The 23,320-nt window shown below is 69.2% G+C and carries 15 protein-coding genes and 4 pseudogenes; 10 read left to right on the forward strand and 9 right to left on the reverse strand.

Annotation, left to right across the window (positions count from 1 at the left end; all coding sequences use genetic code 11):
* Positions 1–21: 21 nt before the first annotated feature.
* Complete coding sequence (locus tag NM962_06425; GenBank protein ID UVO13717.1) at positions 22–702, reverse strand: TrkA family potassium uptake protein; 681 nt, start codon at positions 700–702, stop codon at positions 22–24.
* A gap of 145 nt (positions 703–847) precedes the next feature.
* Between NM962_06425 and NM962_06430 the strand changes: the two genes are divergently transcribed.
* Together NM962_06430 and NM962_06435 are read left to right on the forward strand one after the other, a co-directional pair.
* Positions 848–2,344 (forward strand): potassium/proton antiporter, encoded by a 1,497-nt coding sequence (locus tag NM962_06430; GenBank protein UVO13718.1) that lies wholly within the window; start codon positions 848–850, stop codon positions 2,342–2,344.
* A gap of 460 nt (positions 2,345–2,804) precedes the next feature.
* A pseudogene (locus NM962_06435) lies at positions 2,805–3,008 on the forward strand (hypothetical protein).
* 2,426 nt (positions 3,009–5,434) lie between these two features.
* Here the strand turns inward: NM962_06435 and NM962_06440 are convergent.
* The 4 genes and pseudogenes from NM962_06440 to NM962_06455 form a co-directional block, all read right to left on the reverse strand.
* A pseudogene (locus NM962_06440) lies at positions 5,435–5,773 on the reverse strand (hypothetical protein).
* Positions 5,774–5,941: 168 nt separating this feature from the next.
* Positions 5,942–6,247, reverse strand: a pseudogene (locus tag NM962_06445) (hypothetical protein).
* A 1,126-nt stretch (positions 6,248–7,373) separates the two neighbouring features.
* Entirely contained in the window at positions 7,374–8,489 is a 1,116-nt protein-coding gene (locus tag NM962_06450) for an alkaline phosphatase family protein (protein ID UVO13719.1), read from the reverse strand.
* 44 nt (positions 8,490–8,533) lie between these two features.
* Positions 8,534–9,079 carry a hypothetical protein gene (locus NM962_06455; protein ID UVO13720.1) on the reverse strand — a complete coding sequence of 182 codons (546 nt, stop codon included), beginning with the start codon at positions 9,077–9,079 and terminating at the stop codon, positions 8,534–8,536.
* Between the two features lie 455 nt (positions 9,080–9,534).
* On the opposite strand from NM962_06455, the gene NM962_06460 reads away from it, so the two are divergent.
* From NM962_06460 to NM962_06485, 6 genes and pseudogenes are all read left to right on the forward strand, one after another.
* Entirely contained in the window at positions 9,535–11,076 is a 1,542-nt protein-coding gene (locus NM962_06460) for a long-chain fatty acid--CoA ligase (GenBank protein UVO13721.1), read from the forward strand.
* 515 nt (positions 11,077–11,591) lie between these two features.
* Positions 11,592–12,326 (forward strand): annotated as a pseudogene (locus NM962_06465) (hypothetical protein).
* Positions 12,327–14,047: 1,721 nt separating this feature from the next.
* The gene (locus tag NM962_06470; protein UVO13722.1) at positions 14,048–15,241 is read left to right on the forward strand and encodes an acyl-CoA dehydrogenase family protein; all 1,194 of its coding nucleotides are present in this window, start codon (positions 14,048–14,050) and stop codon (positions 15,239–15,241) included.
* Between the two features lie 71 nt (positions 15,242–15,312).
* Positions 15,313–16,074, forward strand: a complete 762-nt coding sequence (locus NM962_06475; GenBank protein UVO13723.1) for an isocitrate lyase/phosphoenolpyruvate mutase family protein — start codon at positions 15,313–15,315, stop codon at positions 16,072–16,074.
* Positions 16,075–16,129: 55 nt separating this feature from the next.
* A complete protein-coding gene (locus tag NM962_06480; GenBank protein UVO13724.1) occupies positions 16,130–16,984 on the forward strand; it encodes an SDR family oxidoreductase in 855 nt (284 codons plus the stop codon).
* 100 nt (positions 16,985–17,084) lie between these two features.
* Positions 17,085–17,501 carry a hypothetical protein gene (locus NM962_06485; GenBank protein UVO13725.1) on the forward strand — a complete coding sequence of 139 codons (417 nt, stop codon included), beginning with the start codon at positions 17,085–17,087 and terminating at the stop codon, positions 17,499–17,501.
* Positions 17,502–17,524: 23 nt separating this feature from the next.
* Here the strand turns inward: NM962_06485 and NM962_06490 are convergent, their stop codons facing one another.
* Positions 17,525–18,145 (reverse strand): TIGR03086 family metal-binding protein, encoded by a 621-nt coding sequence (locus NM962_06490; protein ID UVO13726.1) that lies wholly within the window; start codon positions 18,143–18,145, stop codon positions 17,525–17,527.
* Between the two features lie 52 nt (positions 18,146–18,197).
* Here NM962_06490 and NM962_06495 point away from each other — a divergent pair, with 52 nt between their 5' ends.
* A complete protein-coding gene (locus tag NM962_06495) occupies positions 18,198–18,635 on the forward strand; it encodes a MarR family transcriptional regulator (protein UVO13727.1) in 438 nt (145 codons plus the stop codon).
* Here NM962_06495 and NM962_06500 read toward each other — a convergent pair.
* From NM962_06500 to purT, 3 genes are read right to left on the reverse strand one after another with little or no spacing between them, the layout of a single operon-like run.
* Positions 18,620–19,849, reverse strand: a complete 1,230-nt coding sequence (locus tag NM962_06500) for an O-succinylhomoserine sulfhydrylase (protein ID UVO13728.1) — start codon at positions 19,847–19,849, stop codon at positions 18,620–18,622. The genes NM962_06495 and NM962_06500 overlap by 16 nt on opposite strands.
* Complete coding sequence (locus NM962_06505; GenBank protein ID UVO13729.1) at positions 19,846–20,250, reverse strand: rhodanese-like domain-containing protein; 405 nt, start codon at positions 20,248–20,250, stop codon at positions 19,846–19,848. The genes NM962_06500 and NM962_06505 overlap by 4 nt, the downstream gene beginning before the upstream one ends.
* 43 nt (positions 20,251–20,293) lie before the next feature.
* On the reverse strand, positions 20,294–21,547 hold the full coding sequence (gene purT / locus NM962_06510) for a formate-dependent phosphoribosylglycinamide formyltransferase (GenBank protein ID UVO13730.1): 1,254 nt from the start codon (positions 21,545–21,547) through the stop codon (positions 20,294–20,296).
* Positions 21,548–21,625: 78 nt separating this feature from the next.
* Here purT and NM962_06515 point away from each other — a divergent pair, with 78 nt between their 5' ends.
* Positions 21,626–23,224: a Na+/H+ antiporter gene (locus NM962_06515; protein ID UVO13731.1), complete on the forward strand. Its 1,599-nt coding sequence runs from the start codon at positions 21,626–21,628 to the stop codon at positions 23,222–23,224.
* The last annotated feature ends 96 nt before the right edge of the window (positions 23,225–23,320 follow it).

Here is a 23,320-nt window from a genome sequence, read left to right on the forward strand (position 1 = left end):
CCCCACCGCGGCGGCACGGCGTCAATGCGTCCTTCTGCCGACGGGCGCGCCGTGCACCACCGCTCGGACCTCGTCGTCTATCCCGCTGGCCGCGGCGAAGAGCATCTCGTCGCCGGCTTGCAGCGCCTCGGTCGCCCGCGGCAGGATCACCCGGTCACCGCGCTGCACCGCGACCAGCGCGGCGCCTTCGGGCAACACGATGTCGCAGACCTGTTGACCGATCAGCGGATTGTCTTCGGGCAAGGTCAGTTTCGTCAGACTGGCCTGACCGCGTCGCAAGCCCATCAACGGCACCAGGTGGCCGACGTCGATGGCACCCTCCACCGCGGCGACCATCGCTCGCGGGGTGGAGACCGCCACATCGATACCCCACTCTTCGGTGAACAACGGCTCGTTGCGGGCGTTGTTCACCCGGGCCACCACCCGGGCCACCCCGAACTCCGCCTTGGCCAGCAGCGCGGTGGCCAGGTTGGCCTTGTCGTCACCGGTGGCGGCGATCACCACATCACAGATCTCGATGCCGCATTCCTGCAGTGCGCTGATCTCGCAGGCGTCGGCCAACAGCCACTCGGCTTCCGGGACGCTTCGGGGCTGGTAGTGCGCCGGGTTGCGCTCGATCAGCAGCACCCGGTGACCGTCGCCGATCAGTTCTCGTGCGACCGATCGCCCCACCGCGCCGGCGCCGGCGATCCCGATGCGCATGATGGCTCCCCTCGTCCCGGCCGCTCCGGGCGTAACACGGTCGTGACAGCGCTACTGATTTACTGACAGATAACACGAACCCGCTGACATTGAGCGAATCACATGGGCGGGTCCGACCGCCACCAACAGCCCGAACGGGGATCAGATGAGCCTGGAACAGCTCTACCTGGCTCTGTTGATCGGGGGCTTGGTTCTACTGGCCAGCATCATCGCCACCCGCGCGGCGGATCGAGTCGGGCTGCCCAGCCTGTTGCTGTTCCTACTGGTCGGGGTGGTGATCGGCAATGACGGCCTGGGCCTGGATTTCTCCGATGTGCAACTGGCCAGCGACCTGGGCACCACCGCGCTAGCGGTAATCCTGGTCGAAGGTGGTTTGACGACCCGGTTCGCCAACATCCGCCGATTGCTGGCGCCGGCGGCCGTGCTGGCCACCGTGGGCGTCGGGGTCAGCATGGCGGTGATCGCGGTGGCCGCGCACCTGCTGCTGGGCATCAGTTGGCAACTCGCCTTCCTGCTGGGGGCGATCGTCTCGCCCACCGACGCCGCGGCGGTGTTCTCCATCCTGCGGGTGCTGCCGCTGCCGCGGCGGGTGGCCGGGCTGTTGGAGGCCGAGTCCGGTTTCAACGACGCGCCGGCGGCGATCGTGGTGCTGATGCTGAGCACGACGCCGCTGGTGATCGACCCGGTCCACGCCATCGGCGGGGTGTTCTATGAGTTGATAGCGGGCTCGGCGATCGGCCTGGTCGCCGGGCTGCTCGGTGCGATGATGCTGCGCCGCGCCGCCTTGCCGGCCTCCGGGCTGTATCCCTTGGCGACGTTCGGGCTAGCGATGGTGGCGTTCGCCGCAGCCGCTTCGGTGCACGCCAGCGGGTTCATCGCGGCGTATCTGTCGGGCGTGGTGCTGGCTAACTCTGGACTGCCGCACCGCGCCGCCATCCGCTCGTTCGCCGAGGGGCTGGGCTGGCTGGCGCAGATCGGGCTGTTCGTCTTGCTGGGACTGTTGGTGAGCCCCAGCCAATTGTCCGGAGAACTGGTCCCGGCACTGCTCATCGGGGCGGTGCTGCTGCTGTTGAGCCGACCGTTGTCGGTGGTGGCGTCGCTGATCTGGTTCCGGGTGCCCTGGCGAGAACAGATCTTCCTGTCGTGGGCGGGACTGCGTGGCGCGGTTCCGATCGTGCTGGCGACATTCCCGATCGTCGAGGGCGTACCGGACAGCTACCGCCTGCTCAACATCGTGTTCATCCTGGTGGTGGTCTACACGGTGGTCCAGGGCCCCAGTCTGGGCCTGTTTGCGCACTGGCTGGGGCTGATCTCGCGCGACACGACGCGCGAGATCCAGGTCGAGGCGGCCCCGCTGGACGTGTTGGAGGCCGAGCTGCTGACGATGACGGTGCAGCCGGGGTCGAAGCTGCACAACGTCTCGGTGCTCGAGCTGCGGCTGCCCGACCCGAGCGTGATCACGCTGATCATCCGCAGGGGCGACACCTTCGTCCCCCAACCCGACACCCGGATCACCGTCGGCGACGAGCTGCTGATCGTCACCACCAGCAAGACCCGCCTGTCGGCCGAACGTCGACTGCGGGCGGTCAGCCGGCGCGGCAAGCTGGCGCACTGGTTCGACGAGTACGGCGACAAGGAGTAATCCCGTCCTGCGTTGACCCTGCGTCCAGGGCGGGGGCTACTCGCACTTTTGCGCCCTGGACGCAGAGTCAACGCGGGGTTCGGCAGGTACGCGCCGGGCCGGCGCGGAAGGTGGGGTCAGCTATGGCCGGCTGGGGCCGCGGAACCCATTAGTACCGGGTGTGCCATCGGCTTGGCCGGCGTTGCCGTCGCTGCCGTTGCCACCGGTCCCACCGACATTGGTCATACCGCCATCGCCGCCGGCACCACCGTCGCCACCGTGACCATTGCCCGCGGGTCCGCTCGCGCCACCGGCACCACCAGCGCCGCCGGCACCACCGATCCCTGCCTGGCGAACAGCGGCGACACCGTACCCGCCGTCACCGCCGTTGCCGCCGACCGCCCCGTTGCCTCCAGCGCCACCGGCCCCGCCCGCACCGCCGACCCCGACGGCACCCGTTGAACCTCGCAGGACCGGGGCCCCACCGCCAGCACCGCCCCAGCCGCCTCTGGCTCCGTTGCCGCCAGCACCACCATCGCCACCCGCGCCACCGGTCGCGCTCGCGCGATCAACGACGACACTCGTTCCACCTGGAGCGGTGAACGGGTTGACGCTTCCGCCGTGTCCACCGTTACCACCTACGCCGCCATTGACACCAATTCGACCACCATCACCGCCCGCACCACCGAGGAAAGTGCTGTTGGTGACCTCGCCATATCTGCTGCTCGAGCCGTTGTAGTAGACATCGCCGCCCTCACCGCCGACGCTGCCGCCAGAACCGCTGCCGCCGTCGCCGCCGGTGAACGTGCTGTTGGTGCTGTTGGTGTACGTCATGTACACATATCCGCCAGCACCGCCAGTTCCACCGTCGATTCCGTCGCCGCCACGGCCACCGGTGACGATCGTTCCAACGTTGCTGGTGGTGGTGTTGGTTTGATAGGCAGTACCCCCCACTCCGCCGTTGCCGGTACCGATCGCATTGCCCCCGGCGCCACCGATCACGGTTCCGCGCCCGGATCCGCTGCTTCTCGCCTCGGCTCCCGAGCCACCCGCGCCGCCGGTCCCCGACGCTGTCCCATCGCCCCCGCGGCCCCCGGCACCGCCAGTGGCAGTGCCGTCGGCCGCGGCTAGGGATGCGCGTCCGCCCACCCCGCCATGGCCGCCAGCGGCAGTCCCCGACCCGGCGCCGCCATTACCCCCGGCACCTCCGGTCGCCTTGCCCCAGTCGGATTCCGCGGCACCGCCGCCGCCACCACCGCCGCCGCCGTAGCCTGGTCCGTTCTGGCCACCAGCACCGCCTGCGCCGCCAGCACCGCCGACCCCACCGGTCACATTCATGCCGATCGCAGAACCCGTGCCGCCGTTACCGCCGCGGCCGCCCGCGCCGGCACTCCCGCCATCATTACCCATGCCACCTGTTCCACCGGTGCCGCCGATACCTCCGGCGCCGTTCAGGCCCGCGGCACCCGCACCGCCCACGCCGCCATCACCGCCCACACCGCGTGCTCCGCTGGCCGCATGGCTGCCGTCACCATTGAGGCCGCCGGCGCCGATGTGGCCGGCGGTGCCGCCGGTGCCACCATTACCACCGACGTTTCCGAAGGCGCGCTCGAGCACCCCGTTAACCGAGTTGCCGCCCGAATCACCCAGCGGGTTCTGCCCGCCCGTGCCACCAGTTCCGCCGACACCACCGTTGCCGGCTGCTCCTCCGATGCCGCCCGTGGCCGTGGCTGCTACCGCAGCACCACCGGTTCCTCCGCTTCCGGCGTCGCCGCCTCTACCGCCGGTGCCGCCGACTCCACCGCTACCGCCGTTGTTGTTGTAGCCGGTTCCGCCGGCCCCGCCAGTTCCGCCGGATCCACCGGCACCCCCGACACCGCCGTTCCCGCTCAGGGCACCGCCTTTGCCGCCGCTACCGCCGTTGCCACCGCGTCCACCATCGGTGCCGGCTTCGCCGTTGATCTGGGTCGAAGTGCCGGCACCGCCGGCCGTCCCGGCGCCGCCATTACCGCCCGCGCCGCCGGCGCCGCCATTGCCGTGGTTGCCCGCCGCACCGCCGTTACCGCCGTCACCGCCGGCCGCCCCGGCGGTGGTGGGGGTGAACCCGTTGCCGCCATTACCGCCGTTGCCGCCGTTGCCGCCACTGACCGTTCCGGCGTTACCGCCGGCAGCCCGGGTGGAACCATCACCGCCCAAGCCACCTTGCCCACCGGCCCCCGCTGCCGCACTGTCGCCACCACGCCCACCGGCACCACCATTGACATGCGCAGCGGTGCCATCGGCGCCATTTCCGCCGTTACCGGCCACCCCGGCATTGCCGCCAGCACCACCGACTCCACCAACACCATTCGCCCCGGCACTGCCATGCGCCGCGATGCCACCCACACCGCCAGCACCACCATTGCCACCATTGCCACCGCCACCGCCGGCCGTGCCATCACCACCAACGCCATTACCCCCACCGGCAAAGCTGCCCACAGCACCATTGACGCCGTCGACCCCACTACCGCCAGCACCGCCAACACCGCCATTGCCACCGGCACCACCATTACCGCCCAATGCACCGCCTGCGCCGCCGCTACCTCCGCGTCCACCACCGGCACCGCTACCACCGTTGACCTGCGATGAGTTGCCCGCCGTCCCGGCCGCACCGGCGCCGCCGTCACCGCCAGCGCCGCCGTTGCCTCGACTCCCGGCGGCTCCACCATTGCCGCCGTCACCACCAGTAGCACCGGCAACCGTGGGGGTGTATCCCTTGCCGCCGTTGCCGCCGTTGCCGCCACTGACCGTTCCGGCGTTGCCGCCGGCAGCGCGGGTGGAACCATCACCGCCCAAGCCGCCTTGCCCACCGGCCCCCGCTGCCGCACTGTCGCCACCACGCCCACCGGCACCACCATTGACATGCGCAGCGGTGCCATCGGCGCCATTTCCGCCGTTGCCGGCCACCCCGGCATTGCCGCCAGCACCACCGACCCCGCCAACACCATTCGCCCCGGCACTGCCATGCGCCGCGGTACCTCCCACACCTCCGGCACCACCATTGCCACCATTGCCACCGCCACCGCCGGCCGTGCCATCACCACCAACGCCATTACCCGCACCCGCGAAACTGCCCACAGCACCATTGACGCCGTCGACCCCACTACCGCCAGCACCGCCAACACCGCCATTGCCACCGGCACCACCATTACCCGCGACCGAGCCGCCCACGCCGCCCGCCCCGCCAGCACCGCCGTTGCTGCCTGACGATCCGGTGGCCGCGCCGACGCTGCCCGCTTTGCCGGTGAATCCAGCACCGCCGTCACCGCCGCGCCCGCCATTGCCAATCGCACCGGCGTCCCCTCCGCGACCGCCGGCACCGCCGGATTGCCCGGCCATGGTTGCTGCTGCACCAGCTCCGCCAGCTCCGCCATTGCCACCGCTGGTAGCCGCGAGTCCGGTGGCGCCGTTGGCGCCGCCACCGGCGCCTAGGCCGCCCTGACCGGCTTGGCCGGCGTTGCCGCCGTCGCCACCATCGCCGCCATCGAGATGGCTGGCATCGCCAGCACGACCGGCCGTGCCATTACCGGCGGCGCCGGCGTTGCCCCCTGCCCCGCCCTGCCCGCCGGCGCCGTTGCTGCCGGCTCCGCCAAATAGGCCGCCTTGTCCGGCCCCACCGCCGGCACCACCGGCACCCCCATGCCCGCCGTTGCCGCCGTCTCCTCCGTCGACGCCGTATGCGGTTGCAGCTGCGGTGTAGCCGGCGCCGCCAGCACCGCCGACGCCGCCAACGCCACCCGCGCCACCCGAGCCACCTGAACCGAAGAGGGCGCCACCGCGACCGCCAACACCCCCGACACCACCGGCACCGGCGTCTGACCCCGACCCTCCCGCGCTGCCCGCGGTGCCAGCCTCCCCCGTCATACCGTTGCCGCCGGAGCCTCCGGCGCCGCCGCGGCCGCCGTTGCTGAACAGGAAGCCGCCCGTCCCGCCGGTGCCCCCGGCCCCGCCCTGGCCGGCGCCCCAACCGTCCCCGGCCGCTGATCCGTTTCCGCCCCGGCCTCCGTCGCCGCCCGCGCCCCAGATCCAGCCCCCAGCACCGCCGGCACCGCCGGCGCCCCCGTTACCGCCGAATTGGCCATCGCCCCCATTGGTGCCGTTGCCACCATTGCCGAACAGGAAGGCGCCGTCACCACCACGTCCCGGTGTCCCGTCAATCGGGGTCACCCGGGCCGCGGCCAACATCAGATGCTCCCCGGTCCCGTCGCCCGCCTCAGCCGTGTCGGTAGCGCTCCCGGCATCGCCTCCGTTACCGAAGAACCAGCCCGCATTCCCCCCGTTACCGCTGGCGCCATAGCCGTCGCCGCCGTCACCGAACCACAATCCTCCATTACCGCCGTCGGGGTTATCGATGGTGCCGTTAGCCCCGTCACCGATCAGGTATTGCCCGCTGACTTGGTTGAGGAATCCGCTGAGGGCCTGTCCCAGGTCGCTACGGAACCAATCCTGCACGGAGTCATACCAAGGCTGATAGATCCACTGGTTGAGAACGTCCACCCAATCCGTCGCCGGCAACGCATCGCCGGCGCCCGGCAGAGCCCACCATGATGCGGTGCTGGTACTCAGCAGGTGATCCCAGAACGACGGGGCCAGCCAATTGAGATCAAGAGGGGATAGCCAGGACGCCCCGTCGATGACCGTCGAGGCATCTGCCACCCCGGCCACCGTCGCCGGGTCAACCACTTCGACCAGCCAATCCAAGGTCGGCACATCCGCGTGCACCGTCGGCGCTGCCGCGATCGGGGCGACCCCGAACGTCAAGAAGGCACTGATTGACGCTGCTGTACCTGCTGCGGCGGCACCACGCCTCTTCGATTTGTTCCCGACCATCACAGCTATCCCTGTCCCTAGATTCAACTTTCAGACTACAAATTCTTATCTGAAACTCAGATCGCCACACCGTAATCAATCCGTGACTAATACACAATCGGCTTGGGAGTTCAGCCCCACAGAAGACTGACCCTGCGTCCAGGGCGCAAAAGTGCGAGTAGCCAACGCCCTCACCGCAGAGTCAGCGAGAAAAGGTGAGCAGCGGAATCGCCATCTCGGCCGGGGTCAGCCCGCCGTGGAAGCCGACCAATTGCGCCGTCTGCGGCGGCTCGTGTTCGGTCGCCAAAATCGCGGTGTCGCCGGTACAGATCACGACGATGTCGCCGATGCGTGCCAGATGCCCGTCCCGCACGGGTCCGAATACCCCGGAGGCAACGGCCTGCTCGCGGGTCTGCACCACGGCCCGCCCGGCCAGGCGTTCCGTCCAGGCCGCCAACACATCGGCCGTCGCGCCGGCCTCGGTGTGCAGGTAGCGCACCCGCGGCTCACCGGCGACCACCCGGATTCCGGCGCGCAGCGCCGGATCCGCGTCGAGGTCGATACGGGACTCCTCGGGCACATTCAGCCCGCCGTGGTCCGCGGTGACCAGCAGCGCCGTATCGCGGGGCAGTTCCTCGAGGAGATGACGCAGCAGCGCATCGACCTTGGCGGCGGCGGCGTGCCAGTGCGCTGAGCCGATCCCCGACACATGCGCGGCGTGGTCGAGTGCTGCGGTGTAGCCGTAGACCAGCCCCCGCGACGCCAGCTCCGCGACGACCCGCTGGGCGTAGGGCTCCCCCTTGGCCACCGGGCAAAACTCCGCGCCTCGGTAGGCGGACTCGGTCAGCCCGCTGCCGACAAACATCTCCGGCAACACGGCACGGGCAGCCACGCCGGCGTCGTGCAGCCGCTCGAACCAGGTGGGCACCGACTGCCAGACCGCTGGCGGCGGCTCGTCACCCCAGAAGATGTGCGTGAGCACCCGCTCGGTTCCGGGAACGTTGACAGTGAAACCCAGCACTCCATGCTCGCCCGGCGGCACGCCGGTGCCCAACGAGACCAAGCTGGTTGGCGTGGTGGAGGGGAACGTACAAGACAGTTCGCTCAGGTGACCGGTGGTGCCGGCCAGCACCGAAGCCAGCAGGGGTGCGTCCTGGGTCAGTTGCGGCAATAGGTGATAGCCCAGCCCGTCGACCAACATCACCGCCAGCCGCTGCACGTCACCGACGCGCTCGCGTAGACCGAGCGTGTCGATCGCGTCCGGAACTCCTAGCAACGCGGCGGCAGACGGCAGTATGTCGCAGATCGAACCGGGCACCGGTTCAGCCTGCCATCGATCGGCGCAGCGTTGCCGCCGAAGCGCTAGTTGGCGCCGTCACCCTCTCTCGGCAGATCGGCGCCGGGCTTGGCGGCGATGGTGTTCGACTTGACCTTGTTGCCATTGCCGCCTGGGGAACCGGCGCCGTTACCGCTACCGCCGGAGCCACCGCCACCATTGCCGCCGCTGGGCATGCTGAGCTTCGGGAAACTGTTGGAATTGTTGGAGTTTTCGGAGTTCCCGGTGTGATGCTCGCCGTCCGTGGGAGTCGGGGTGGTGCCGCCGGGGGCGCCCGAGTCGGTGTCGGCGGGAGTGCCCGGATTGGTTTCGGCGGGCGTGCCCGCGGTCGCCGGCTCTGGACTGAATTGACCTGGCGCGTCGTGCAACACCTGATCGAGCTGTGCCAGCGGGTCCTGAAGAACGCCGGAGGCGTCCAGATCCAGTGAGCCCGCGGGAATGTCGGCAACATCGACTGGGTCGGGCCCGGCGCTCACCGCACCGATCAGCGTGTCGAGCAAGTCGTCGAGGTCGGCGTGCGCCGCCGGCGCCACCAGCAAGCAGAATCCCGCGGACACAATCGTGGCCGTCATGCGGACAGCCGTCCACTGCACTCGGCTCAAAGCGCCGCTTCGGGGACCGCTCATCCACCCAGACCTTCCTCGAAAACCTAACCCGGCGATGCTCCGCTCGGGCGAAGACGAACGTAGTCGTTTCTCGCTGAATTAAGCGACCCCGAAGCCCTCCGAATAGCAATGTTCAAAAACCGTTCACTTTCCGTCACCGCTCCAATCACCGCATCGAAGAACCCAGCATTTTCCCTGGTAAAGTCCATAATTGAGACCGGCGTCACAAAGGTCTGGACCGAACGCACGGCGAATAATTTGGCTTTCCACATAAATGCGTCCGCGACTCCTATCTTTTATTGAAGTTCGGTCACCTTCCGGACAAAAAAATCATCGCGATCGATAAAGCAGGCGACGGCGCTCAGGGCGACCCTGCGCCGAACCACCCGTGCGTCGACACCCCCGGGGTTAGCGTTCTTCGGGTGAACACACTCCCCATCGATCTCGGCTCCTGGATCTCCCGGCGGGCTGCAGCTACGCCGAACCTCCCCGCCATCACCTACGGCGAGATCGCTTGGACCTATCGAGATTTCGCGACTCGGATCGACCGGCTGGCGGCCGAACTGGCCGAAGGGGGTATGCAGCGCGGGGATCGGGTCGGCTACGCAGGCCTCAATCACCCGGACTTTCTGGTCACACTGTTCGCCGCCGCACGGATCGGCGCCTCTTTCGTGCCGCTGAACTGGCGACTGACCGCCGACGAGCTCGGCTACATCCTGGGCAATGCGCAAGTACACACTCTGGTGGCCGACGCCGAGCGCGCGACGGTGATCGATCCAGTGCGGGTGCAGGCCGGGCTGCGCCGGGTGATTGCGCTGGCGCCGGTCCCGGGCTGGGAGGTGCTCGACGAGCTGCTGGCCGGGCGGGCACCACTGACCGACCCGGTATTCGCCGAGCCCGATGACATCGCGGTGATCATGTACACCTCCGGCACCACCGGGCATCCCAAGGGGGCCATGCTCACCCACGCAAACCTGTTCTGGAACAACATCAATGCCCTGCTGACGTTCGACACCAGCCAGAACGACGTGTCATTGGTCTGCGCACCGCTGTTTCACATCGGCGGGCTCAACGTCACCACTCTGCTGACCTTGCAGAAGGGCGGCCGGATCGTGCTGATGCCCACCTTCGATCCCGCCGAAGCGCTGCGGCTCATCGCCGAAGAGCGGATCACCACCATGTTCGGGGTGCCGGCCATGTTCTTGTTCATGAGCCAGCGACCGGAGTTCGCCGACACCGACCTGTCCAGCGTGCGCAGCTTCGTCTGCGGTGGTGCACCGGTGCCCGAGCCCCTGATCCATCGCTATGCCGAGCGCGGCATCCCCTTCGCGCAGGGATACGGCCTCACCGAGACCGCCCCGCTGGCCTTGGTGCTGCGCACCGATGAGGTGGGCGTGAAGATCGGCGCCGCGGGCAACCAGGTACTGCCACTGTCGGATGTGCGGCTTGTCGATCTCGAGAACCAGCCGGTGCCTGCCGGCACGCGCGGGGAGATCTGCGTGCGAGGACCGCAGGTGATGGCCGGCTACTGGCGCAACCCCGAGGCTACCGCGGCGGTGATCGACGCCGAGGGGTGGTTTCACACCGGCGATATCGGCCAGGCCGACGACGAGGGCTACGTGTGGGTGCTCGACCGGGTGAAGGACATGGTGATCTCCGGCGGCGAGAACGTCTATCCCGCCGAGGTTGAAGACGTGCTCTACGGACACCCGGCCGTCGCCGAAGTGGCGGTGCTGGGCACCCCGCACGAGAAGTGGGGCGAGGCCGTGACGGCCGTGGTGGTGCTGCGGCCGGGCGCGACGTTAGAGCTCGATGAGCTGCGTGACCACGCCAGGGACAAGCTGGCGGCATTCAAGCTGCCGATCCGGCTGGAGTTCGTCGACGCCTTGCCCCGCACCCAGTCCGGGAAAGTGGTGAAGTACCAGCTCCGCGAGGTGTTTTCAGATCGACCAGATGGACAGTGACCTAGCAGGTTTGGCACAGGCGATACGCAGTGAACTTCCAGTGAACTGCAGACTTCATTAAGTTACGGTAAATTCCGGGTCTGAGACCCCTGAATCTGGTTCGGCGTTATGGCCGCGACCGCTCCACCGAGAGGTACCTGATGTCGCGCCAGCGCAAATCCATTGCATCCCAACGCCGTCACCGCACTCTGGCAGCGGGCGCCGCGCTGGCACTCGGACTGAGCCCGCTGGGATTCGCGCCGACCGCCAGCGCCGACCTGGAAGATCTGCTCGACCCGAGCTACTGGATGGACCCGACCAGCTGGTTCGACCCGGGCGCCGATATCGGCACCGCAGTGTTCGACCCCAGCGCCCTGGGCCTCGGGGATCTGTCGACCTGGTTCGACGGTGTGGGAGCGGCCGACTTCAGCTTCTCGACGTTCAATCTGGATGACTTTGCGCAGAGCATCTACCTGGATGTGCACACCGGCATGCAGGACTGGATGTCCAGCTCGTTCGGGCAGCAGTTCGGGGACCTGGTCAACCCGCTGTTCGCCTCCGGCTCCGTGTGCGGGCTGATCTGCAACGGTCTCGCCGGCACCGAGGACGACCCGACCGGCGGCGGCGGTGGCTGGCTGTTCGGCGACGGCGGCGCGGGCTATGACTCCAATGTGGCCGGCCTGGCCGGCGGCAACGGCGGTGCGGCCGGTCTGTTCGGCAATGGTGGCGCCGGCGGGTTCGGTGGCGCCGGAGCCGACGGCGGCGACGGTGGCACCAGCGGAACCCTGATCGGTATCGGCGGTGCGGGTGGCGAGGGTGGCGCGGGCCTGTCCGGCGCGAACGGCGGCGATGGCGGCGACGGCGGCGGCGCGGCCGGAAAGTGGTTCGCCTTCGGTGGCGTCGGCGGAAACGGCGGCGCCGGGGGCGATGACACCGCCGTGGGCGGGGCAGGCGGCAACGGCGGCAACGGGGGCGCCATCTCTTCCAACTTCGGTGGTATCGGCGGTGCGGGCGGTCGTGGCGGCAGCGGCGGTGGCGCCGACGCCGACGGCGGCATCGCTGGGGCCGGCGGAAACGGCGGCAACGGTGGGGGCGGCGGCCTCCTGTTCGGCGGCCAAGGCGGCACTGGCGGCATCGGCGGCATAGGCGGCGCCGCGACCGGTGCCGACAGCTCCGCCGGTGCCGGGGGCAACGGCGGCATGGGCGGCGTCGGCGGGATGGTTTTCAGCGGTAATGGCGGCGCGGCGGGTGCCGGTGGCGCCGGCGGCGCCGCGACCGGCGATGGCAGCACCGCAGGCACAGGAGGCGAGGGCGGACTCGGCGGACTCGGCTCGGTGCTGTTCGGTGGCAAGGGCGGTACCGGTGGTACTGGCGGCTTCGGCGGTGCGGCCGGCGGCGTCAACAGCGTCGCCGGGGCCGGCGGCGACGGTGGACTCGGCGGACTTGGCAGCCTGCTCAGCGGCGGGCAGGCCGGAGCCGGCGGTGACGGTGGAACCGGCGGTGCCAGTAACGGAGCCGGTGGCACCGGCGGAGCCGGCGGTGATGGCGGCGGCGGCGGCTCGTTGGCCAGCTTCTTCGGTTCACCCAATCCGTTAGGTGTGGCCATTCCCCAGGAGACCCTCGACAAGTTCGCCGGGCTGGCCGCAAACCCGACGTTCCCGATCGCCTCGGCCACCGGCCTTTTCGGTGGCACGGGCGCCGACGGCGGTACCGGTGGAGCTGGGGGGATCGCCAGCGGTGTCGGCGGCCACGCCGGTGACGGCGGCAACGGTGGTGGCGGCAGCAATGGCGGAATCCTGGGCGGCTCAGGTACGCCCGGCAATGGCGGAGCTGCCGGCAACGGCGGCGACGCCAGCGCTAGCGGCGCGGTCGCCGGCAACGGCGGTAGCGGCGGCGAGGGTGCCTCGACCAACCCATTCTTTGGTAGCGGTGGTAACGGCGGCACTGGCGGTTCTGGCGGAAACGGCAGCAACGGCGGGTCAGCCGGGTACGGCGGCAGCGGTGGTAACGGCGGAGCTGGTTCGCTTCTTGGCGGCAGCGGCGGCACTGGCGGTGCCGGCGGGTCCGGGGGCACCAGCGGCGGCGGTGTCGCCGGCCAAGGCGGTGCCGGTGGCACCGGTGCCACCGGCCTCGGCGGCCTTTTCGACGCGATCGGAACTATGGTCAATGGCGGCGCCCGGCCGGACGTCGGTTCGGGCGGCGGCGGCGGTGGCGGCGGTGGCGGCGCCGGGGACGCCGGCACGGGCGGCAACGGTGGTGCCGGCGGCGCGGGTATCCAATCCACCGGCGGCCAGGGCGGCACCGGCGGTGCCGGTGTCGACGGCGGGACCGGCGGCAACGGCGGTACCGGTGCCCAAGGCGGCTCCGCGCCGGTCATAGGCGGCGTGGCCGGCGGCGCCGGGGGCAGCGGTGGTTCCGGCATCGGAGCCGGCAGCACCGGCGGCAACGGCGGCGCCGGTGGTGGCAGCACCACCGTGCAAGGCGGCAACGGCGGCAACGGCGGCAACGGTCTGAATGGCGGCATCGGTGGCAACGGCGGCCAAGGCGGCAACGCCGGCACGAGCGGCACCAGCTACACCACCCCGGCTGGCGACTCGACCGACGCGACGACCCAACCCGGAGGCGCCGGCGGAGCCGGCGGCAACGGTGGCGACGGGGGCACCGGCACCGCTGCGGCCAATGGCGGCGACGGTGGCGCCGGTGGCAACGGCGGGACCGGCGGCAACGGCGCCGAGACCGGCCCCGGCGGTGCCGGCGGTGCGGGCGGCGCTGGTGGCACCGGCGGCCAGATCGGCCCCAACGGAGACGGTAGCGGCGGCGTAGGCGGCAACGGCGCCAACGGCGGTGCAGACGGCATGGCTGGCCAGGCCGGCGGGACCGGCGGCAACGGCAGCGCCGACGGAACCCCGGGAGCACCCGGGACGCCCAGCGCGACTTCCGACACCGCAAGCTGACCTGATCCAAGCCACCCGCCGGGTGGCAGGATGAACGAATGGCAACCGGCCCCGCCTCTGATACCCCGGCTTTCAACCCGATCGATCCGCTGAGCCTGGACACCCTGCTCTCCGACGACGAAATCGCGCTGCGCGACACCGTCGCGAAGTTCTGCACCGAACACGTGATGCCGCACATCGCCGAGTGGTTCGAGATCGGCGACCTGCCGGCCCGCGAACTGGCCCGGGAGTTCGGCAAACTCGGGCTGCTGGGCATGCACCTGCACGGTTACGGCTGCAGCGGGGCATCGGCGGTGCATTACGGATTGGCCTGCGTGGAGTTGGAGGCCGCCGACTCCGGCGTGCGCTCCCTGGTGTCGGTGCAGGGCTCGCTGGCCATGTACTCGATCTACAACAACGGTTCCGAAGAGCAGAAGCAGCAGTGGCTGCCGGGCATGGCCGCCGGTGAACTGATCGGCTGCTTCGGGCTGACCGAGCCCGACGTCGGCTCCGATCCGGCCGCCATGTCCACCCGGGCCAAGCGTGACGGATCCGATTGGGTTCTCAATGGCCGCAAGATGTGGATCACCAACGGCTCCATCGCCGACGTCGCGGTGGTGTGGGCGGCCACCGACGACGGTGTCCGCGGTTTCATCGTGCCCACCGACACCCCGGGGTTCACCGCCAACACCATCCACCACAAGCTGTCGCTGCGCGCCTCGATCACCAGTGAACTGGTTCTCGACGACGTACGTCTGCCGGCCGAGGCCATGCTGCCCAAAGCCCACGGCGTCAAGGGCGCATTGGCCAGCCTGTCCGAAGCGCGCTACGGAATCATCTGGGGCGCAATGGGTGCGGCCCGCTCAGCCTGGCAGGCGGCCCGCGACTACGCCACGGCGCGCACCCAGTTCGGCAAGCCGATCGCCGGCTTCCAGCTCACCCAGGCCAAACTCGTCGACATGGCCCTCGAACTACACAAGGGACAGTTGCTCTCCCTGCACCTGGGCCGGCTCAAAGACAGCGCCGGGCTGCGCCCCGAGCAGGTCAGCTTCGGCAAGCTCAACAACACCCGCACCGCGTTGGAGATCTGTCGCACCGCCCGAACCATCTTGGGCGGCAACGGGATATCGCTGGAATACCCGGTGATCCGGCACATGGTCAACCTGGAGTCGGTGCTGACCTACGAGGGCACCCCCGAAATGCATCAACTGGTGCTCGGCCAGGCCTTCACCGGTCTCGGCGCCTTCCGCTGACCCTGGTCGACGGCCCGCGAAAAGCAAACCCGGGCTTCCCTGGCGAATTCTCACATGGCAGGGTTGTGAAAATGACGAGTCGCGAGGTTCTTAGGCAACGGGCGGCGGCATTCCTGGCGCTGCACCAACCGGGCAATCCGGTGATCCTGCCAACCGTGTGGGACGTGTGGTCGGCAAAGCTGGCGGTCGGCGCCGGATTCGCCGCGCTGACCATCGGCAGCAAGCCGGTCGCCGAATCCCTGGGCAAGACCGACGGCGAGGGGATGTCGTTCGCCGAGGCCCTGGACCGAGCGCGCCAGATCACCGCCGCCGTCGATGTGCCGGTATCCCTCGACATCGAGTCGGGCTACGCGGAGTCGCCCGCCCGCCTGGTCGAAGGTCTGCTGGAGGCCGCAGTGGTCGGGTGCAACATCGAGGACTCGGTGCACAGCGAAAACAAGCGGCTGCGGTCGTCGTCCGAGCACGCCGAGTACGTGGCCGCGCTGCGGGCAGCTGCCGACACCGCGGGCACACATCTGGTGATCAACGCCCGCACGGATCTGTTCCTGCGCAAGGACGGCGACGACGCCGACCGTATCGACCGCGCCATCGCCCGACTGACGGAGTGCGCGAACGCCGGAGCGGACGTGCTCTATCCCGTCGGCCGGCACGACACGGAGACCCTGCGGCTGCTCGCCGTCGGGCTGCCGAAGCCGGTCAACGCGCTGGCCGCACCCGACCAGGACGACCCCGCCGCGTTCGGGCCGCTCGGCATCGCCCGGATCAGCTTCGGACCGCTGTTGCAGGCCGCGCTGGGCAAGCACGCCGGCGAGCTTCTGGCCCGTTGGGCCTGAGCGCAGCCTTCCCGTACCGTCGACACCGAATTTGACACCTGTTAAGTTCGTCGTCGTGGACAACATTCGCGGTAAGACCATTGCCATCACCGGCGCCGCCCGCGGCATCGGACTGGCCACTGCCACCGCCCTGCTGGCGCGTGGCGCTCGCGTCGTCATCGGCGACCGTGACGTCGCGATTCTCGATAAAGCGGTGAAGCAACTGAGTTCGGGCGGTCAGGTCAGCGGCCACCCACTGGACGTCACCGACCGCGAATCGTTCTCGGCGTTCCTGGACAAGGCCCGTGCCGACGATGCCGGCCACATCGACGTGCTGATCAACAATGCCGGCGTCATGCCGGTCGGGCCGTTTCTCGACATGACACCGGAGACCATTCGCTCGGCTACCGAGGTCAACTTCTACGGCGTGCTCAACGGCTGCCAGCTGGTACTGCCCGAAATGGTGAAGCGCCGCAGCGGCCACGTCATCAACATCGCCTCGATGGCCGGGATCGTTGCGGTGCCGGGCCAAGTGCTCTACGCCGGGACCAAATTCGCCGTCGTCGGCCTCACCACCGCCCTGGCTGACGAGTTCGCCCCGCAGGGCGTCACGATCTCCGGCGTGCTCCCGACCTTCACCAACACCGAATTGATCTCGGGCACAAAGCCTTCGGCGGCGCAGAAGCCGGTGGAGCCCGAAGACGTCGCCGCCGCGGTGGTCAAGGTGCTCGACAAACCCAAAACCTTGGTGTCGGTGCCCGGTTTCGGGCGCCGCACCGCGATCCTGGCGACCCTGCTGCCCGATCGGTCTCGCCGCTGGATGAATAAGAAGACCAGCAACGACACGGTGTTCCTGCAGTTGGACACCGCGGCACGCAAGGCCTACGAGGACCGCGCACAGCACGCCACCGGCGTCGTCGAAAACGACTGAGCGGCAACCAGACCGCCCGCAGATAACTCACAGCCCGCCCGCAGCGCCGCTCAGTAATATCGTCTTACGAGGTAATTTAGGGCGAAGGAGCGGCGCCACTATGAAGGCGACATCCGCCCGCGTGGGCGCTGCAGTTGTCGGTATAGCCGTGGCCCTGTCAACGGCCCCCGTCACGCACGCCGACCGGTCGGACCCGCACAAGCCTGACTTGACCCAGAATTGGTGTCCCGGTGGGCAATGGGGATTCGGCCGTCTGCGGGTGTGCGACGGGGAGAAATACCCGGACGGGTCGTACTGGCATCAGTGGATGGGTGGCAACGGCTGGGTGGGGCCCACGTGGAACTACGACTGCGTGGGCGACAGCGGCAACAACGTCTTTCCCGCGCCGCCACCACCGGGTGGCTGCGAAGGGGCGATCCCGCCCGACGCGCCACCACCACCCGGCCAGCCGGCAACGCCCGACCAGCCGGCACCACCGCCTGCGCCGGCCGACCAGCCGGCACCTCCCCCGCCCTGAGGCCTGGAGCTGCCCAACGACGCCTAGGCGGAAGTCCGCCAATGCGGATCGCGCCCCAGATGAGCCAGCAGGCGGTCGAGGTCGCCCGCCTGGTCGGATGGCGGGATCGCCGGGCCGAAGGGCGATTTCGGGTCGGTTCGAAACTTGCCGCCGGGAACCGCGAAAGCCAGCGGCAAGGCGGCGGCCACCACCTGCGCGGGCGGGTCGATCGACTTGCCCAGCGTGCGTGCGACGTCCCAGCCGTGCACGGCGTAGTCCACCAGGTGAAAGCCGATCGCCAGAGCAGCGGGGAACGTCACCCCGGCCCCCAGCTCCGGTAGCGCGACGGCCCGTTCCAGCGCATCCACGCCGGCAAACGCATCGATGACGTCGACGGCCGCGGCAGCGTAGGTGGCCACGGGATCTGCCGCGACAGCATCGGCGACCGTTTCGGGCCGCCAAATCGCCAGATCGGCACCACTGCCGCGGGCAGCGGCGGCGAATCCGCGATGCTGCACCGTCATATGCGCGAGCAGATCAAGGAGGTGCCAGCCGGCGCAGGGCGTCGGCCTGGACAGGTCATCGACCGTCACGGACGACACAACCTCGACGGAGGTGAGCACGGCAAGACGGTGGATGGGTCGCAGATCCGAATTAGTATGCATTCGCTTATCGTCTATATACGCATATGATCTGTCAACCTTTATCATCACAACCATGCCGCGGAAGACCACCCGTCCCGACCTCGCGGCGATGCTCACCCACCTGGCTCGGCAGACCGTGGCCGCCGAGCAACCCGTCCTCGATGCGCACAACGTGTCGATGTGGGGCTACGTCGTGCTCAACGCACTTGACGGTGCACCGGTCCGGACCCAGGCCGCACTCGCCGAATCGATCGGCGCGGACAAGACACGCATCATCGGCACCCTCGATGAGCTGCAGAGCGCCGGCTACATCGAGCGGACTCCCGATCCCGAGGACCGTCGCGTCCGCCTGCTGACTATTACCGAGTCGGGTCGGTCACTGAAAAATGCTGTGCAGAAAGGCATTCAGCTCGGCGAAGAACGCTGGCTCGGCCAGCTGTCGAGCACGGACCGATCCATATTCCTACGGGTGCTGGGTCAGCTCAGTTCTGCCGCTTATCCCAGCGCCTGATCCAGGTCGGCGATCAGGTCGTCGGTGCCTTCGAGCCCGACCGAGATCCGCACCACCCCGTCGCCGAGTCCGATCGCGGCGCGACCGTCGGGCCCCATCGCGCGGTGGGTGGTGGTGGCCGGATGGGTGATCAACGATTTCGCGTCCCCGAGGTTGTTGGAGATGTCGATCAGTTTCAGTTTGTCCAGCAGCTCGAATGCCCGCTGCTTGGCGCCACTTTGGGGGCCATCGAGCTCGAAGGTGATGACAGTGCCGCCGCCGGACATCTGTTTGCGCGCCAAGTCATGTTGCGGGTGCGACGCCAAGAAAGGGTAGCGCACCCAGCTCACCGCCGGATGCTGCTCCAGGAACTCCGCGATCTTGAGCGCCGCGGAATTTGCGTAGTCAACCCGAATTGCCAGCGTTTCAAGGCCTTTCAACAAAACCCATGCGTTGAAGGCGCTCAGCGCAGGTCCGGTGTGCCGCATCAGGGTTTGCACCGGGCCGTCGATGTACTCCTGGTCGCCCAGGATCGCCCCGCCCAGGACCCGCCCCTGCCCGTCGAGGTGCTTGGTGCCGGAATACACCACCACATCCACCCCAAGCGGAAAACCCTGCTGCAGCAGCGGAGTGGCGAACACGTTGTCCAGCACCACTTTCGCTCCGGCGGCATGCGCCAGCTCGGTGACCGCGGCGATGTCGACCAGCGACTGCATCGGGTTGGACGGCGTCTCGAAGAACACCGCGGTGGTGGGTACCGACAGGGCCTGCTCCCACTGCGCCAGGTCCTCGCCGTCGACGAAGACGGTCTCCACGCCCCAGCGGGGCAGGATCTCGTTGCAGACCACGAAGCAGGATCCGAACAAACTGCGCGCGGCCACCAGACGATCGCCGGCCTTCAACAAGGCGCCGAGTGCCACGAACACCGCCGCCATGCCGCTGGCCGTGGCGAACGCCGCCGGAGCTCCTTCGATCAGGCGCAGGCGTTCCTCGAACATCGACACCGTCGGGTTGCCGTAGCGCGAGTAGACGAACCGGTCCACCTCGCCGGTAAACGCCTGCTCCGCGGCGGCCGCCGAGTCGTAGACGTACCCGGAGGTCAGAAACAGTGCCTCGGCGGTCTCCTCGAACTGGGTGCGCAGCAGGCCGCCGCGCACCCCGATGGTGGCCGCACTGACACCGTCCGGCAGCGGCTTCGGAATGCGGACCGAGTGAGTCGGTTCCGGCTCACTCATGACTGCGTCCAGGGCAGGCCGACGGCCCGCCAACCGGTGCCGCCCCGGTGCGCATGCTCATCAAGCTGGCCCTCGAATCCGTCCAGCACGTTGTAGGACGGGGTCAGCCCGAGCGCGGTACCGGCTTCGGCGGCCGGAATGGAGCGGTTGCCGGAGCGGCACAGGAATATCGCCGGCCCGCCGGCGACGCGCGCCGCCAGTTCACGGGAGAAGTCGCGGTTGGGAGTTCCGTCGGAGTGAACCCACTCGATGCAGACCAGTTCGCGGCCCAACCCGGAGACGTCGGGCAGTCCGACGAAGCGCCATTCCGCATCGGTGCGCACGTCGATGAGCGTCGCCGCCGAGTCATCTCGCAGTATCGCCCAGGCCTGCTCGGGTGTGATATCTCCTGCGTAGCTCACCTGCGGAAGTCTCGCATCTGAACCAGATTCACGCCACGGTGGGTCACGGCCAGAGCTTGCCCAGAACGGCCGCCACCTGCGCCGCACGGTCGCGGGCGCCCGCGACGTCTGGCCCGGTGGCCAGCGCCAACCCAAGCCGCCGACGCGGATGCCCCTCGTGGTGGGAGAACACCACCACATCACTTTCAGTCACGCTGAGTGCATCGGCGACCACCGCCACGCTGTCCGGCGTGCTCTCGATCGCGGGGCCGACGCGACGGCGCGAATAGATCAGCCGAGCGGCTCCGGGCGAGACCAAGATGGCGTCGGTCGCCAGCCCGAGTATCCCGCGCGCCTGCAGCTCGAACCCCGAGAGCCGCTGGGTGCGCAACGTCAGCAGGTTGGCGTCATACGGGCGCACATTGACCCCGGCGAAATACACCTCATCGCGGTATACCAGTAGCTCCACCCCGAACAGGCCGCGTCCACCGAGTGCGCGGGCGACCCGCGCGGCGATCGACTTGGCCGCATCCAGCGCCACCGCGCTCATCGGGTGCGGTTGCCAGAACTCCACCGTCAGTTGCCCATTCGGCTCCTCGACGCTGCGGTGGCCGATGGGTGCGCAGAAGTCCAACGCCGGCCCGTCCGGGCCATCACGATGGACGGCTAGCAGGGTGACCTCGCTGTCGACCTCCACCACGGTCTCGGCCAGCACCCGCGGCGGCGTCTCCGACCCGCTGGCCGCCACTGCGCGCTGCCAGGCGGGCTCGATGTCGCTGTCGCGGACCATCACCGAACGGCCCTCGCCGAGCGAACCGCCCACCGGTTTGACCAACATCGGGTAACCGGCCCGGTGGGCCACCTCGCGCAGTTCCTCGACCGAGCCGGCGAACCAGAACGGTGCGGTGGGCAGCCCCAGCTCCTCGGAAGCCAGTCGCCGCATGCCCTCGGGGTCTGCGGCCAACCGGGCCCCTCGGATGCCGGGCACCAATTGGGTGAAGCCGGTGTCGGCGGTGGCGGTCAACGCGTCGGTTGCCACCACCTCGGAGGCAACCACCACGAATTTCGGCTGCAACCACCGGATAGCCGCCGCCAATTCATCGTTGTCGCTGAGGTCGACCACCACCGAACGATCAACGATGCCGTGCAACGCGGCGTCGGCGTAGCGATCGACGGCGATCACCTCGGCGCCGAGGCGCTGCAGCGCCGTCACCAGCTCGCGGCTGAGATCACCGGACCCGAGCAGCGCGACCCGGGTGCGGCTGGGACCGTCGACGGACAACCGCTCGGTCGCCAACTCACCCGCCTCGCCGTTCACCGCCCCACCCTCCCCGCGCCACGGCAATGTTGCATGCTGCTCCAGGATAGGGGGAATGCGGATGGGGGTGCAGCGACGGTGAACGCCGCACTGTTAGGTCCTCTGGTGGCCGCGGTGCTGGTCGCGGCCATCGCGCGGCATCGCAGACTGTCCGCGCCCCTGGTATTGGTGATTACCGGCCTGCTGGTCGGACTGATCCCGGCGGTACCGGAGATCGTCCTGCGGCCCGAACTGGTGCTGTTCGTGATCCTGCCGCCCTTGCTGTGGTCGGCCGGTTTGGAAAGCTCCGTGATAAGCATGCGCCGCAACCGGCGCGGAATCATCCTGTTGGCCGTCGGACTGCCGCTGGCCACCACCGTCGCCGTCGGAGTGGTCGCTTACTACACCGTGCCGGAGCTGACCCTGGCGGCGGCGCTGACCCTGGGCGCGATCGTGGCGCCGCCGGACGCGGTGTCGGCGACTGCCGTCGGCCGCCGCGTCGGGTTGCCGCGTCCGATCATGACGCTGCTGGGCGGCGAGAGCCTGCTCAACGATGCGACCGCGCTGACCGTCTACAAGGTGTCGCTGGCCGCGGCGATCGGCGTGGCCACCGGCTGGGGCACGGGCCTGCTGACCTTCGCGCTGGCCGCCGTCGGCGGCGTGGCGGTCGGGGTGGCGTTCGGCGCCGTCATCGTGGTGATCCGGGCCCGACTGACCGATCCGGTGGTGGAAAGCGCGGTCGGGCTGCTGGCCCCGTTCGTGATCTATCTGGCGGCCGAGGAGATCCACGGTTCCGGGGTGCTCGCGGTGGTGGTTGCCGCGCTGATCCTCGGGCAGCGCTTCACCCGCGCCCACTACGCCACCCGGCTGCAGGACCAGGCCGTCTGGCGCGCCGTGCAACTGGTGCTGGAGTCACTGGCGTTTCTGCTGATCGGGCTGCAGCTACCCGCCGTGGTGGCGAACCTGCATGGTGTGCGTTTCTCGACGTTGATCGTGGCATCGTTGGCGGTGTTCGGAACGCTGCTGGCGGTGCGAGCGGTGTGGGTGGTGACCTTCGCCTACGCGCCCCGAATCCTGTCGGAGAAGGTCCGGCAACGGGAAGCCGCGCCGACCCCGGGTCAGGTTTTCGTGCTGGCTTGGGCCGGTATGCGCGGTGTGGTGTCGCTGGCGGCCGCGTTCGGTGTGCCGCGCACGACACTGTCCGGGGAACCGTTCCCGGGGCGTCCGCAGCTGGTGTTCTTGACCTTCGTGGTGGTGGTCGGAACCCTGCTGCTGCACGGGCTCACGCTGCCCTGGGTGATCCGCCGGCTGGGCGTGCCCACCAACCAGGACCACGCCGATGCGATCGCCGCGGCCGCCGCGCAAGACAAGGCGGCGCTGGCCGCTGCCCAGCGGCTCGACGAAGTCCTCGCCTCGACGGAGCCGTCACCGGCCAGCGAGCGCGCCGCCGACGCTTTGCGCGGCCTGAACACCCGGCGGCGCAATGCGGCCCGGGAACGGCTGCGCCGCTTTGACCCCGCCCACGACGACAGCGACGAGACGACCGCCGCGGCGTTTCGCCGGCTTCGGCTGGAGATGCTGGCCGCCGAGCGGGCGGCGCTGATCCATGAACGTGACATCGGCCGCATCGACGACCAGGTGCTGCGGGCGGTGCTACACCGGCTCGATCTGGAAGAGGCGACGCTGAATCTGGATTAGGTCGCGTTCTCCCCGCCGAGCCGACCTCCCCGCCGAGCAGACGCAGAATCGCACAGAAACTCGCACGGAGACGCGATTCTGCGTCTGCTCGCCGAA

The organism is Mycobacterium sp. SVM_VP21, assembly GCA_024758765.1.
Classification (GTDB): domain Bacteria; phylum Actinomycetota; class Actinomycetes; order Mycobacteriales; family Mycobacteriaceae; genus Mycobacterium; species Mycobacterium heraklionense_C.